The 13,231-nt window shown below is 74.3% G+C and carries 10 protein-coding genes; 2 read left to right on the forward strand and 8 right to left on the reverse strand.

Going from position 1 to position 13,231, the window contains the following annotated elements; genetic code table 11:
* Positions 1–2 precede the first annotated feature (2 nt).
* The 4 genes from ACIGFK_RS01025 to ACIGFK_RS01040 all read right to left on the reverse strand — a co-directional run bounded on the left by ACIGFK_RS01025 (position 3) and on the right by ACIGFK_RS01040 (position 4,198).
* On the reverse strand, positions 3–1,259 hold the full coding sequence (locus tag ACIGFK_RS01025; RefSeq protein ID WP_376656658.1) for a nucleotide sugar dehydrogenase: 1,257 nt from the start codon (positions 1,257–1,259) through the stop codon (positions 3–5).
* Positions 1,259–2,029, reverse strand: a complete 771-nt coding sequence (locus ACIGFK_RS01030; protein ID WP_376656659.1) for a WecB/TagA/CpsF family glycosyltransferase — start codon at positions 2,027–2,029, stop codon at positions 1,259–1,261. The genes ACIGFK_RS01025 and ACIGFK_RS01030 overlap by 1 nt, the downstream gene beginning before the upstream one ends.
* The gene (locus tag ACIGFK_RS01035) at positions 2,026–3,195 is read right to left on the reverse strand and encodes a hypothetical protein (RefSeq protein WP_376656660.1); all 1,170 of its coding nucleotides are present in this window, start codon (positions 3,193–3,195) and stop codon (positions 2,026–2,028) included. Before ACIGFK_RS01035 ends, ACIGFK_RS01030 begins: the two co-directional genes overlap by 4 nt.
* Before the next feature lie 403 nt (positions 3,196–3,598).
* Positions 3,599–4,198: an acyltransferase gene (locus ACIGFK_RS01040; RefSeq protein ID WP_376656661.1), complete on the reverse strand. Its 600-nt coding sequence runs from the start codon at positions 4,196–4,198 to the stop codon at positions 3,599–3,601.
* A gap of 227 nt (positions 4,199–4,425) precedes the next feature.
* On the opposite strand from ACIGFK_RS01040, the gene ACIGFK_RS01045 reads away from it, so the two are divergent.
* On the forward strand, positions 4,426–5,571 hold the full coding sequence (locus tag ACIGFK_RS01045) for a hypothetical protein (RefSeq protein WP_376656662.1): 1,146 nt from the start codon (positions 4,426–4,428) through the stop codon (positions 5,569–5,571).
* Between the two features lie 12 nt (positions 5,572–5,583).
* Here ACIGFK_RS01045 and ACIGFK_RS01050 read toward each other — a convergent pair whose 3' ends face one another.
* From ACIGFK_RS01050 to ACIGFK_RS01065, 4 genes are all read right to left on the reverse strand, one after another.
* Complete coding sequence (locus tag ACIGFK_RS01050) at positions 5,584–6,534, reverse strand: FAD binding domain-containing protein (RefSeq protein WP_376656663.1); 951 nt, start codon at positions 6,532–6,534, stop codon at positions 5,584–5,586.
* Entirely contained in the window at positions 6,531–9,101 is a 2,571-nt protein-coding gene (locus tag ACIGFK_RS01055) for a molybdopterin-dependent oxidoreductase (RefSeq protein ID WP_400050084.1), read from the reverse strand. The genes ACIGFK_RS01050 and ACIGFK_RS01055 overlap by 4 nt, the downstream gene beginning before the upstream one ends.
* A 115-nt stretch (positions 9,102–9,216) precedes the next feature.
* Entirely contained in the window at positions 9,217–10,839 is a 1,623-nt protein-coding gene (locus ACIGFK_RS01060) for an amidohydrolase (protein ID WP_400050085.1), read from the reverse strand.
* 214 nt (positions 10,840–11,053) lie between these two features.
* The gene (locus ACIGFK_RS01065; RefSeq protein ID WP_376661952.1) at positions 11,054–11,707 is read right to left on the reverse strand and encodes a TetR/AcrR family transcriptional regulator; all 654 of its coding nucleotides are present in this window, start codon (positions 11,705–11,707) and stop codon (positions 11,054–11,056) included.
* A 68-nt stretch (positions 11,708–11,775) separates the two neighbouring features.
* Between ACIGFK_RS01065 and ACIGFK_RS01070 the strand changes: the two genes are divergently transcribed.
* A complete protein-coding gene (locus tag ACIGFK_RS01070) occupies positions 11,776–13,230 on the forward strand; it encodes a purine-cytosine permease family protein (RefSeq protein ID WP_376661953.1) in 1,455 nt (484 codons plus the stop codon).
* Position 13,231 lies beyond the last annotated feature (1 nt).

Raw genomic sequence — 13,231 nt, forward strand, 5'->3', positions numbered from 1 at the left:
GCTCAGAGCACCTCCACGTTGGGCCCCGACAGCCGGTTGCGGCAGTCCAGTACGTACGAGGCGTGTTCGGCGACCAGCTTGTAGTCGAAGGAGTCGTGGTCGGTGATCAGGACCACGACGTCGGCGTTGGCGATCTCCTTGCGGGTGGGTTCGACGCGGACCAGCCGCGCGTCCACCGCGATGCTCTCGACCACGTGGGGGTCGGCCGCCCGCACCTTGGCACCCATGTCGATGAGCAGCTGGGAGATGCGCACCGCCGGCGATTCACGGGCGTCGCCGGTGTTCTTCTTGTAGGCGAGACCGAGCAGCAGCACCCGGGAGCCGTTGACGGAGCGGCGTTTGGTGTTGAGCGCGTCGATGACGCGGCGTGCCACGTACTCCGGCATGTGGCTGTTGATGTCGTTGGCGAGCTCGACGAAGCGGAAGTTCTGGCCGAGTTCCCGCTGTACGCGCCAGGACAGGTAGGAGGGGTCGATGGGCAGGCAGTGCCCGCCGACCCCGGGGCCGGGGGTGAACTTCATGAAGCCGAAGGGCTTGCTGGAGGCCGCCTCGATGGCCTGCCACACGTCGATGTCGAGGTGGCGGGCGAACATGGCTATCTCGTTGACCAGCGCGATGTTCACGTGCCGGAAGGTGTTCTCCAGCAGTTTGGCCAGCTCGGCCTCCTTGGGCGAGCTCACCGGCACGGTGGTGTCGACGAGTTCCCCGTAGAAGGCCTCGACGGCCTTGAGCGAGGCCGCGTCGACGCCGGAGACCACCTTGGGGGTCTGCTGGAAGCCCCAGACGGCGTTCCCCGGGTCGATGCGTTCGGGGCTGTAGCCGAGGTGGAAGTCGGCGCCCGCGGTGAGCCCGGAGCCGTCCTCCAGGATCGGTGCGAACAGTTCCTCGGTGGTGCCCGGGTAGGTGGTGGACTCCAGGATGACCGTGGCGCCCGGCCGCAGGAACCGGGCCAGGGTGCGGGCCGACTCCTCGATGTAGCGCAGGTCGGGCGTGCCCTCCCGCAGGGGGGTCGGGACGGTGACGACGGCGACGTCGAAACCGCCGCAGTCCCGGGCGAGTTCGCTGGGCCGGTAGCTGCCGCGCTCCAGCGCGCGGGCGATCCGCTCCGAGGTGACGTCCTCCACGAAGGACTCGCCGGCGGCGAGGCTCTTGACCCGGCGGGAGTCCACGTCGTACCCGATCACCTGGTGGCCGACCTCGGCGGCGCGGATGGCGAGCGGCAGCCCGACGTATCCCTGTCCCACGACGACGACGCGCATCAGTGACTCCTGTTCGCAAGGCCGGCAGGCGGTGTGCGGCGGACGAGTTCCCGGGCCGTCATGGCGAGGAAGGCGGCGTTGGTGGTGAAGTAGCGCTTGGCGAGCCGGCGGGGCTCCTGGAGGGTGCGGTAGAACCATTCGAGCCCCATCCGCTGCCAGACCAGCGGTGCCCGCTTGGTGATCCCGGCGAGGATGTCGAAGGAGCCGCCCACCCCGTGCACGACGTGGACGCCGGTGCGCTTGCCGTAACCGGCGGTGAAGATCTCCTTCTTGGGCGAGGTCATGCCGAGGAACAGCAGCCCGGCGCGGCTGTCGGCGACGGCATCGGCGACCGACTCCTGGTCGGAGTCGTCGAAGTAGCCGTTGCGGCTGCCCGCCACGTACAGCTTCGGGAACCGTTCGGAGATCTGCCGGAGCATCTGCTCCAGGACGTCCTGCCGGGCGCCGAGCAGGTAGACGGGGATGTCCGCCACCTCGGCGGCGGCGAGCAGCCGCATGAACAGGTCGATGCCCGCGACCCGTTCGGGCAGCCGGACGCCCAGGACGCGGCCGGCCCAGACCACCGCCTGGCCGTCGGCGAGGACGAGGTCGCAGCCGGACACGGCCTCGGCGAGACGGGGGTCGCGCCGCATGTTGACGAGCTTCGCGGCGTTGACCATGCCGATCTCGATCTGCTCGCCGCGCCGCACGGCGTCCAGGCAGCGCTGGACGGTCTCGTCCATGGTCAGGGGGTCGAGTCCGACCCCGAAGAGATACTGTCGTCGGCTCATCTCAGCGGCCCCCCGAGCCAGGCGTACAGCATCCAGCCGAACTCGTACGGGCGGCACTCGCGGTCCACCGCGAGCGGCCTGAAGAGCCCGTCGAGGGGTGCCAGCCGGGCGCGCGGCGCGACCCGGGTGGTGAGGCCGCGGGCCGCCCGGACGGCCTTCTTCGGGTCGCCGCGGTAGACCTTGCGCCAGGTGACGCCGAGCTCCTCGCGGATCATCGGCTCGCGCGGGGTGCCGGCGGGCCCCGCGATCTCGGGGACCTCCGTCATCCAGCGCAGTCCGCGGCGGATGTCCGCGCCGAAGTCCGTCCCGCCCGCCTCGGCCAGGTCGAACAGCGCGGTCGGGGCCATCGCGTGCTGGTGGACGCTGTAGACGGGGTAGCCCTCGACGACCGTGCCGTGCCGGGCGTCGTAGTGCCACCACCACTGTCCGCCGTCCCCCTGCAGGGCGCAGATGCGGGCGGCGCAGGCGTCGGCGGCGGCGAGGGCCTCGTGGTCCTCGCCGCTCGCGTGCAGCCGGGCCAGGGCCTGGAGCGGATACGTCTGGTCGGCGAAGCAGGCCACGTGGGACCGGTAGCCGGGCACCAGTCCCGGTGCGGTGGCGTGCGGGAACAGCGGGCTGTCCGCGGCCCTGGCCGCGAGCAGGCGGTCGCGGGCGGCCGGGATCCGGTCCTCCACGTCCACCGCGGCGCGGGCGGCCGCGAGGGCGGAGAGCACCCAGGCCGCCTCGACCGTGTACTGCGGCCGTCCCGGCCGGTCCAGGTCGGCCACGCGGTCGAGGGCGTCGGACAGCTTGGCGTGGCCGGTCTCGGCGGCGGCCCAGGCGATGAGCGCGGCGTCGCCGAGGTTGACCACCCCGGGCAGCCGCTGCACGAGCAGTCCGGTGAACTCCTCGGCGGTGCGCCCGCCGAACAGGGCCCGCTGGCGCTCCTCGGGCAGGAACCGGGCCCCGAGCGCGGTGATCGCCGCGTACCGGGTGCTGGTCCCCCGCTGTTCCAGCCCGCGGGTGCCGTCGGGCGACACCTTGCCCACCCGGGTGAACACGAAGGTCTCTTCCCCGGGCAGGTACATCGCGGGCAGACCCGCCTCGGCCAGTGCGAGCAGCCGCTCGGCGAGGGCGTGCAGCGCCGGGTCCCCGTGAGCCAGTGCTCCTAATCGTTTGGTGGTCATCGGGTCCCCACCCCGACTTCCCGGGTGCTCCTCGCACCCCGCATGTCCGAGCCGTAGCGCTCCAACACACCTATCCCCTCTGATCGCTCGGCGGAGGGGGATCGTGCATGACGACGTCCCGGCCCGCGGCGGCGTGCGCCGTGGCCAGAACCGTCCGGCGGCTGCGTCTGGAACCCCCCAGCGATGCCGCGGACCGGGGCACACGGATCGGCAGTGTCCCGTCCGGCGCGGTGGCGCCGCGTCCGGACATGACACTGTCCCGGTGCCTCGTCGTGTACAACCCCCCACTGGGCATGGCCTGTTGCCTGCTCAGATCCCGTTGTGCAGGGACACGGTATGCCCACGGATGTTCGTTGATTGTGGTTTTGAGGAAATGCCGTTGCCTCAAATTGCCGACATGTCGTCAGCCGGCCTCGGCCAGCGCGCCGTCCTTCTCCTCGTACAGCGCGCCGGTGCTCGGGCACTCCCAGACGCCGGGCTTCCCCTCGGCCTCCACCAGGCGGACTCCGGCCTTCCCCACCCAGCCGATCCGCCGGGCCGGCACTCCGGCGACGAGGGCGAAGTCGGCCACGTCCCGGGAGACCACGGCCCCGGCCGCGACCAGTGCCCAGCGGCCGATCCGCACCCCGGCCACGCAGACGGACCGGGCCCCGAGCGAGGCGCCCTCGGCGACCACGACGCCGGCGGCCTCCCAGTCGCCGTCGCGCTTCAGCTTGCCGTCGGGGTCGACCGCGCGCGGGTAGAAGTCGTTGGTGAGCACGGCCGCCGGGCCGATGAACACGCCGTCGCCGAGTACGGCCGGTTCGTAGACGAGCGCGTAGTTCTGCAGCTTGACGTGGTCGCCGATGCGCACGCCGGGCCCCACGTACGCCCCGCGCCCCACGATGCAGCCGCGCCCGAGCCGGGCCTCCTCGCGTATCTGTGCCAGATCCCAGATGGTGGTCCCCTCGCCCAGCTCGGCCGTCTCGTCGACCTGGGAGGAGGGTTGGATGCGGACGCTCACGGCTCGTTTCCCCTTACGGTTCGCGAGGCCCCCCGGACGCGCGGGCCTACCTGCGGAGCATATGCGCCGCCGTCCCGCCGCACCCGGGGATCAACCCACTGTTCTCCCAACGGACTCGGGCCATCCCGACCGGGCCCGCCCGGACCGGTGAGCGGCCCGCCCCCGGCCCGTCGTAGCCTTCTTGACCAGCGGATTCACCGAATGACCGAACGATGCGGGGGCAGTTCATGACATACCGACGCGCGGCGATACCGGCACTGGCGGGAGGGCTGGTGATCACGGCGCTCCTCTGGTGGGCCGGGGCGAGTACCGAGGCCCTGCACCTGGCGGGCAGCAACGGTGTGTTCGGCATCGAGGTCGCCGCGGAGCTCGGCCGCTGGCTGGCCCCCTGGTCGTACGAGCCCACGCCGATCGTGCCGCTCGGCGACGCCGGACAGCCCGGCGGGACCGGGGGCGACTACCTCTCGCTGTACACGACCGCGGCGCAGGTCCGGTTCGCCGCGCTCTTCGCCTTCTTCGCGCTCGGCGCACTGCCCCTGATCCGCCGACTGCCGCCCGTACAGGGCCGGATGACGGTCTCTCTGCTCATGGTGTGGGCCTGGGGGACGGTGGCCGGGATGCTGGCGATGACCGTCTCGGCGCCCTGGCTGATCGCCTCGATGGGCCACGGCAGCTACCGCGTCCTGCCCCAGCTGTCGAACGTGATCGCCTCGGGGCGGCAGATGCCGGTGGTGGCCGCGCTGGTGGCGGCGGCGGTGACCGTGCTCGTGGCGCGCATGGCGGCCGAGGGCGCCGGTCCGGTGCCGCAGAACATCGTCCCCGAGCGCGCCACCCGGCTGGCGGCCACCGTCGGCACCACGGTGATCGCCGTGTCGCTGGTGGTCCTCTCGTACCAGCCGGTCGCCGCGGAGATCCAGATGTTCTCCCCGTTCGACGGGATGTTCTCCGAGCCGGGCGAACTCCTGCGCCAGTGGCTTCTGCTGGGCTACTGGGACGTCCCGGGCAGCGGGCAGATCGGCAGGTGGCTGCTCTACCGGACGGCGGACGTGCTGCTGCTCGCCGTGGTGTGGGTGGCGCTGCGGCGGCTGCCGGTGCTGCTCACCCGGACCACCCTCCCGGCGATGGCGCTGGGCGCGGTGGGCGCGACCGTCCTCGGTCTGCTGGCGAGCCGGCTGCTGCGGATCGCGATGGACGCCTCGGACGCGCCGTACGGGGTGCCTCAGCTCTTCGGCAGTCTCGGCACCGGGATCCCGGCCGCCGTGCTCTTCGGGCTGGCGGCGGGAGCCGCGGCCACCGTGGCGCTGCGCAAGGCGGTGGGCCGCGCGGAGGCCGCCGGCGTCGCGGCCGCCCGGCCGGCCCCGTCCGGATCCTGAGGGGGCCGCGCGTCAGCCCGCGGCGGCCCGTTCCAGGACTTCCAGCACCGTGTCGCGGAACAGGGTCGCCTTGTAGCCGGTCTGCGGCAGCGGGCGGCAGCGGGTGAGGACCGCCGCGGCCGCCGCGGCGAGGAGTCCGGGGGTGGCCTCGCGGCCGATCAGGGCGGCCTCCACCTCCGTGAGCCGCAGCGGGACGCGGGCCACTCCGCCCGCGGCGACGGCGGCGTGCGTGACGGTGGCGCCGTCGAGCGCGATCCGGGCGGTCGCTTCGACGAGGGGCCATTCGGCGTGCGCCCTGCTGATGGCCCGGTGGTAGGCGGCGCGTTCGCCGGGCAGGGGTGCGGGCAGCCTGACCGCGGTGAGGATGCGGTCCGGCGGCAGCAGGTGGTCCGTCCGGAAGAGCCGGTCGCCGTCCCCGTACAAGTCGGCCACGCTGCGCGGGGATTCGCCGTGGATCTCGGCTTCGGCGTCGTGGGCGAGCAGGGCCATGGCGAGGGTGGACGGGTGCGGGGTGATGCACGGACCGCTGCCGCTGACCACGCCGAAGTGGTGGTCGCCCTCCTGCGCGGGGCAGCCGGCGCCGCCCTTCTGGAAGCAGCTGACGTGCGGACTGCGGTAGTACCAGCAGCGGTTGCGCTGGAGCAGGTTGCCGCCGATGGTGCCGGCGGCGCGGATCTGCGGGGTCGCCGCGGCCCCGGCCGAGAGTGCCAGGGCCGGCCAGCCTGCGCGCACCTGTGGATCGGCGGCGAGCTCCGCGAGGGTGGTCAGGGCGCCGACCCGCAGCCCGCCGCCGGGCAGCGGGGTGCAGCCGCGCAGGCGGACGGCGCCGCCGAGGTCGGTGAACGGGCCCGGGGAGAGGCCGCTGCGCTGCCGGGCGGTGGTGTCGGTGCCGCCGGCGCGCAGCTCGCCGCCGCGGGTGCGGACGGCGGCCGACAGGTCGGTGAGGGCGGGCTCGGTGGTCACGTACCCAGTCCTTCCAGGAGCCGGTCGGGGCGGATGGGCAGGTCGTACGGGCGCCAGCCGGTGGCGTCGTGGACCGCGTTGGCCAGGCACGCCGCGGTGGGCAGGGTCGCGATCTCGCCGAGGCCGACACCGCCGCCGGGGACGTGCTCGAAGCCCTCTTCATGGAAGTGGACGGTGATCTCGGGGGTGTCGCCGATGCCGGGGAGGCGGTAGTCCTCCAGGTTGTCGGTCAGCACCCGGCCGGTGACCGGGTCGACGCGCCGCTCCTCGAACAGCGCGTAGCCGATGCCCTGGACCACGGCGCCCTCGCACTGGCTGCGGGCCAGCATGTCCTCGTGGATGCGGCCCGCGGCGATGCCGCTCCACACGCGCAGCGGTCGGATCCGGCCGAGCCGGGTGTCCACCTCTACCTCGGCGACCTGCACCGATCCGGTGAAGCCGCGGCCGATCGCCACTCCTCCCATGGTCAGGCCGAAGGGGGTCACGAAGCCCCGGTGGTCGCGGGGGCGCCTGCCGGTGGCCCGTACGCCGTGCGCCGTGTCCAGCCGGGCGGCGACGTCGCCGCCGCCGAGCGCTTCGCGCAGCCGGGCGGCGGCCTCGGCGGCGGCGGGCGCGAGGGAGGGGGTGGTGCGGCTGCCGCCGGAGGTGGGGCCGTGGACGGTGTCGCTGCCGCCGATCTCGGCGCGCACCCGGTCGAGCGGCAGGCCGAGTTCCGCGGCGACGGCCCGGCGCAGCACGCTGCGGGCGCCGGTGCCGATGTCCTGCACGGCGCAGCGGGCGACGACGATGCCGTCCTCGACGGTGAGTTCGACCTCGGTGGCGGGGTCGAGGAAGTACAGCCAGTTGGCGGCCGCGACGCCGACGCCCCGGCGGAAGCGTCCGCTGCCGCCGCGGGGGCCGGCCCAGAACGGGAGGGCCCGGGCGAGGTCGTAGAGGGCGTGCCGCTTGGCGTTGCCGTCCCAGCGGCGGCGCAGGGCGATCGGCTCCTCGCCGAGCCGGTGGGCCATCTCGTCGACGGCCTGCTCCAGGGCCCAGCACAGCGGGGGTCCGCCCGGGCCGCGGAAGGGGGCTCCCGGAGGCCGGTGCGTGACGGTGTCGAAGTCGCGGAGCCGGCGGGGGGCCTTGCCGTACATGAACCGGGCCTGGGCGGCCACGGAGGCGCCGACGGAGATCCCGCCGTCGCTGTCGGCGTCCATGGCCAGCGCGCTCAGGTCGCCGGCCTCGTCCGCGACCATCGCGACCCGGATCCGGGTGCCGGGCCGGTATCCGCCGTCGGTGAGCTCCTCGTCGCGGTCGAGCACCACCCGCACGGGGGCGTTGTGCAGCCGGGCCAGCTCCACGGCGGCGACGACGTCGGTGGTCAGACCCATCTTGCAGCCGAAGCCGCCGCCCACGTGGATGGCCTTCGCCACGACCCGTTCGGCGGGGACGCCCCAGCGCTCTGCGGCGAGGCTGGCCACGTGCTTCAGCGACTGCGTGGACACCTCGAGGTGGAGGGCGCCGTCGGCCCACCGGGCCAGGCAGGCGTGCGGTTCGAGCGGGGTGTGGGTCTGCGCCGCGGTGGTGAACTCGCCTTCGACGACCCGTTCGGGGTTGCGGCTGCGGGCCTCGGTGATGCGGCGCACGGCCGTGGCGGGGCGCTTGCTCATGGCGGACGGGCCGCGCAGGTTGCCGCGCCAGCGGGCGGGCAGCAGCTGGGGGGTCTCGCCGGAGCCGGGCGCCCGCTTGCGGGCCGCCTTGTCCTCGTAGACGAGCGGGCCCTCGCCGGCCCGGGCCAGGCGGGCGTCCAGGGCCGCCGGCAGCACCTCGTAGTCGACGGTGACCCGCGCGGCCGCCGCCCGGGCGGCGGCCCGGCCGGGCGCCGCGACCGCCGCGACCGGCTGGCCGACGTACCGCACCACGCCGTCGGGCGGCAGCAGCGGGACGATCGGGACGTCCCCGGCCTCGAGGGACCGTACGTGGGCGTGCGCGTGCGGGGAACGGATGATCACCCCTTCGAGCAGGCCCTCGGGGCGCAGGTCGGTGGTGTAGCGGGCCGAGCCGTCGATCTTCTCCGGGGCCTCGGCGCGCGGTACGGCCCGCTCCTCCCCGTCGGCCCTCTCGTCGTCGTAGTCGCCCGTGCAGGCGGCGGCCACCGCGCTGAAGATCCCCTCGTAGGCGCCGCACCGGCACAGGTGGCCCGCCAGCGCGTCCGCGATCTGCTCCCGTCCCGGCCGGGCGGTGCCGTGCTCGGCCCGCCACCGGTCGTGGAACGCGGCAGCCTCGACGACGAACCCCGGGGTGCAGTAGCCGCACTGGAGGGCGTCCTCGCCGGCGAAGGCGCGGGTCACCGGGTGGCCGGTCAGGCCCTCCACGGTGGTGATCCGGCGGCCGGCCAGCACGACGGCCGGTGTCAGGCAGGACACCCGGGGCTCGCCGTCGACCTGGATCGTGCAGGCGCCGCACACGCCGCCCGAGCAGACCAGCTTGGTGCCGGTCAGGCCCAGCCGGTCGCGGACCACCTCCACGGCTGCCGGGTCGTCGTCCACGTCCACCTCGCGCCGGGCGCCATTGACCTCGAACTCCACGAGACGTACTCCTCAGCCGTGGGGTGGCGACCGCCGGGGGCCCGCGCTCACCTTCACGTCCTTGATATCCCGCTTCCGGGGGCGGCGCAGTTCGGCGCGCGCCGCCCCCGGCGTGTCACAGGCCCGCGTCGCGGTGGGTCGGGGTGCCGTCCAGGACGGTGAGCAGCACGGGCAGCCGGGTCAGGTCGGTGGCGGGGGTGGTGAGGGGGTTGTCGGCCAGGACGGTGAGGTCGGCGCGGTGGCCGACGGCGATCCGGCCGGCCTCGTGCTCCTCGCCCGCCGCGTAGGCCGCGCCCACGGTCATGCCCTGCAGGGCTTCCAGGGCGGTGAGGGCCTGTTCGGGGCCGTGCGGGGGCTGCGTCAGGTCGCGGGAGGGGCGGCGGTGGCGGGCGCCCGCCATGACGCCCAGCGGCGGGTACGGGGCGATGGGCCAGTCGGAGCCGAGGACGACGGCGGCCCCGGCGTCCTGCAGGTCGCGGCAGCGCCAGGCGCGGGAGGCGCGCTCCTCGCCGAGGCGGCGGGACCAGTTGTCGGTGTGGTCGGCGCGGGTGAAGTCGCAGCAGTGGGTCGGCTGCATGGAGGCGACGACCCCGAGCTCCGCGAAGCGGCGCAGCGTGTCGTCGGGCACGGTCTCGATGTGCTCGACCCGGTGCCGGACCCCGCGCACGCCTCCGGCCTGCGCCTTCTCCACCGAGTCGAGGACGTGCCGTACGGCCGCGTCGCCGATCGCGTGGGTGGCGGTGGGCACGCCGGCCCGGTGGAACTCGCCGATGATCCGGGTGTAGGCCTCGGGGTCGGGCCAGAAGGCGTGCGTGGACTCGCCGTGGCAGTCGGGGCGTTCCAGCCAGGCCGTGCCGTTGTCGATGGTGCCGTCCATGAACAGCTTGACCCCGTCGGTCCGCCACAGCGCGCCGCCCGCGCCCTGCTGGCCGATCAGCGCGCGCAGCGCCTCGGCGTCGGCGCCGGGCTGGCACCAGGGGGCGACCCGCAGGCGCAGCGGGAGCTCGCCGGCCGCATCGAGTTCGGCGTAGAAGGCGAGGCTGTCGCCGTTCGCGTCCATGGCGTGGCCGCCCGTGAGCCCGGCGGCGGCCATGGCGCGCAGCGCTTCGGCGAGCCGGGCGCGGCGCTCCTCGCGGGTGGGCTGCGGGGCGACGCGCTCGACGAGTTCGCAGGCGGCGTCCTCCAGGAGCAGCCCGGTGGGCCTGCCGTCGGCGTCGCAGACGACCTCGGAGGCCTGGTCGAAGGTCCGCGGCCCGTCGACGCCGGCGAGTTCCAGCGCGCGGCGGCTGGCGAGCATCGAGTGGGCGTCGAAGAGCAGCAGGAGGGCCGGGACCCCGTCGAGCACGGCGTCGAACGGGGCGGTCTCGACGGGCCGGTCACCGAAGGCGTTCGGGTCGAGGCCCCAGCCGTGCAGCCACTGCCCGGGCGCGAGGCGCCGCACCTCTCCGGCCAGGGCGGCGCGCACCTGGTCCACGTCCGTGCAGCCGGACAGGTCGAGGCCGTGGGTCAGTTCGGCGCCGGAGACGGGGTGCAGGTGTCCGTCGACCAGGCCGGGGGTGACCACCGCCCCCTTGAGGTCGATCACCGTCGTCCCGGAGTCCGCGAGCGCGCGGATCCCGCGGTCGTCGCCCAGGGCGGCGATCCGCCCCCCGGACGCGGCGAGCGCCGTCTCCGGGAGGAGGGCTCCCGTCACCGGGTCGAGCAGACGGGCGGAGAGCAGGACGAGACTGGTGCGCACGGGGACTCCTGGGTGGAACGGTGGGGAAGGGCGAGGCTGCGGGGGCGGGGCCGAGGCCGTGCCCCGGGGGCCGGGGCCGGAGCCCGGGGGCCAAGGACCGGGGCCGGAGCCCTGGGGCCAAGGGCCGGGGCCGGAGCCCGGGGGCCGAGGCCGGGATCCGGGCTGCCGCCGTGCCCGTCGCCGGGGTCCGGGCTGCCGGCCGGGGCCGCCGGGGTCAGGGGCTGCCCCCGGGGCCGTGCCCGGGGTCGTCGAGGGCTCCGGCGGCCAGGCCGAGTTCCCGTTCCGCCGTGGTGACGGCCATGCGGGTCACCGCGCGGGGGCGGCCGCTGGTGTCGGTGTTGGCGTGGACGCCGAGGCCGTCGAGTACGACCAGGATCTGGATGGCCGTCACGCGCGGGTCCTCCGTACGGAACTCCCCGCTCGCGACGCCCTCCCGGATGACGCCCTCGATGCGCCCGCGCCAGGCCGACTCCTGCTCGGCGACCCGGTCGCGGAGGACGGGCCGGTAGCGGCTGAGATGGCGGGCGTTGATCCAGAGCCGACTGATGTCGTCGTACGTTTCCCCGGTGGCGTGTGCGAAGAACCGTGCCAGATGACGCGTCGGAGCGTCACCGTCCGCGGTCTCCGGGAGGAGTCGGTCTAGTTCGGCGGTCGCGGCATCGCCGAACGCCTCGGCCACCAGATCCTCCACGGACGGGAAGTAGTGGCTGATCAGACCGGGCCGGACGGCGAGCTCGTCGGCGATCCGGCGAAGCGTGACGCACTCCAGCCCTTCGGTCAGGGCGATGGCCGCCCCCGCCTCGACGATCTCCGCCCGGCGGGCTTCGGGTGATTTGCGAACTCGTTTGCGCTGGACGCTTGACGACATACCGAGGATGCTATTGAGTGTGCGACCAATAAGCAAGCAGGTGGGTTCGCCCAGCACCGGAGGTCCGCATGGCATCGACGTTTCCCGACCCGCACCCGGGCGCCCCGGCCGTCCCCGCCACCCCGGCCGCCGAGGACCGTCCCGGCCGGATCGAGGTCCACGGCGTCGACCACATCCCCGACGCGGAACGCCACGGCCACCCGCGCGAGCTGTTCTCCGTCTGGGCGGCGGCGAACGTCAACTACCTCAGCCTGGTCATCGGCGGCGCACTCGTCCTCATGGGACTCACCCTCTGGCAGGCCCTCGCAGTGATCGTCGTGGGCAACCTGTTCTGGGTGCTCACCGGACTGCTCGCCACCTCCGGGCCCGCCGCCGGCGCCCCCAGCGAAGTGATCACGCGGGCGATGTACGGAGTGATCGGCAACCGCGTCAACAACGCGGTCCTCGGCTGGCTGGTCTCCGTCTGCTACTTCGCGCTGAACCTCGCGGCCGCCGCCACCGCGGCCTTCGCCCTGGTCGAGATGGCCGGCCTGACCCCCGGCACCGGCGTCAAGACCGCCGTCGTCCTGGTCATCGCCGCGCTCACCCTGGCCATCAGCGTCTACGGCCATGCGCTGATCGTGCGGCTCTACCTCCCGATCACGCTGGTGCTCACCGCCGCCTTCGCCGTCGTGGCCTTCGCGGTGCTCGGACACGCGGACTTCGGGTACGCCCCCGCCGAGCCGCTCGCCGGCACCAGGCTGTGGGCAGCCCTCGCCGCAGGCGTCAGCCTGATCGCAGCGGGCCCGCTCTCCTACACCACCAGCGCCGACTTCTCCCGCTACCTGCCCCGGACCTCCTCGCCCGAGGCCGTGCTGGGCTGGACCGCCGCGGGCGCGTTCGTGCCCAGCGTCGTCGTCACCTCGCTCGGCGCGTTCGCCGCGACCGCGGTGGACATGGCCGACCCGGAGACCGCGCTCCGCGCGCTGCTGCCCGGCTGGTTCCACCCCGTCTTCCTGCTGGCCCTGGTCCTCGGCACCATCGCCATCAACGCCCTCACCGCCTACAGCGCAGGCCTCGCCCTCCAGGCGGTCGGGATCCGCATCCGCCGCTCCGTGAGCGTGCTCTTCGACGGAGCCGTCGCCGTCGCCCTGACCCTGTACGGGCTGCTGTTCTCGAGCCTCCTCGACACCGTCAGCAACGTCCTGCAGCTGACCGTCGTACTGATCGGCCCGGCCATGGCGGTGTACGCCGCCGACATCGTGCTGCGCCTGGGCCGCTACGACGGCCCCGCGCTCATGGACGAGACCCCGAGCAGCCCCTTCTGGTACACGGCGGGCGTCAACTGGGCGGGGGCCCTCGCGCTCTGCGCGGGTGTGGCCGCGTCGGCGGTCTGCGTCAACACGCTCTACACGGGCCCGGTCGCGGCCGCCCTGGGCGGCCTGGACCTGGCGCTTCCGGCCGGCATGGTCGTGTCCGCGGCCCTGTACGCGGCCCTGATGCGCCGCTCCCCCACCGTGCGCGAGGCCCGCGGTACGGCATGAG

It is taken from the genome of Streptomyces sp. NPDC085524 (assembly GCF_044541755.1).
Lineage (GTDB): Bacteria > Actinomycetota > Actinomycetes > Streptomycetales > Streptomycetaceae > Streptomyces.

Bases quoted from the DNA above. Each gene is read 5' to 3' on its own strand.
- ACIGFK_RS01025 (WP_376656658.1), bottom strand. From the start codon at position 1,259: ATGCGCGTCGTCGTCGTGGGACAGGGATACGTCGGGCTGCCGCTCGCC.
- ACIGFK_RS01030 (WP_376656659.1), bottom strand. From the start codon at position 2,029: ATGAGCCGACGACAGTATCTCTTCGGGGTCGGACTCGACCCCCTGACC.
- ACIGFK_RS01035 (WP_376656660.1), bottom strand. From the start codon at position 3,195: ATGACCACCAAACGATTAGGAGCACTGGCTCACGGGGACCCGGCGCTG.
- ACIGFK_RS01045 (WP_376656662.1), top strand. From the start codon at position 4,426: ATGACATACCGACGCGCGGCGATACCGGCACTGGCGGGAGGGCTGGTG.
- ACIGFK_RS01065 (WP_376661952.1), bottom strand. From the start codon at position 11,707: ATGTCGTCAAGCGTCCAGCGCAAACGAGTTCGCAAATCACCCGAAGCC.
- ACIGFK_RS01070 (WP_376661953.1), top strand. From the start codon at position 11,776: ATGGCATCGACGTTTCCCGACCCGCACCCGGGCGCCCCGGCCGTCCCC.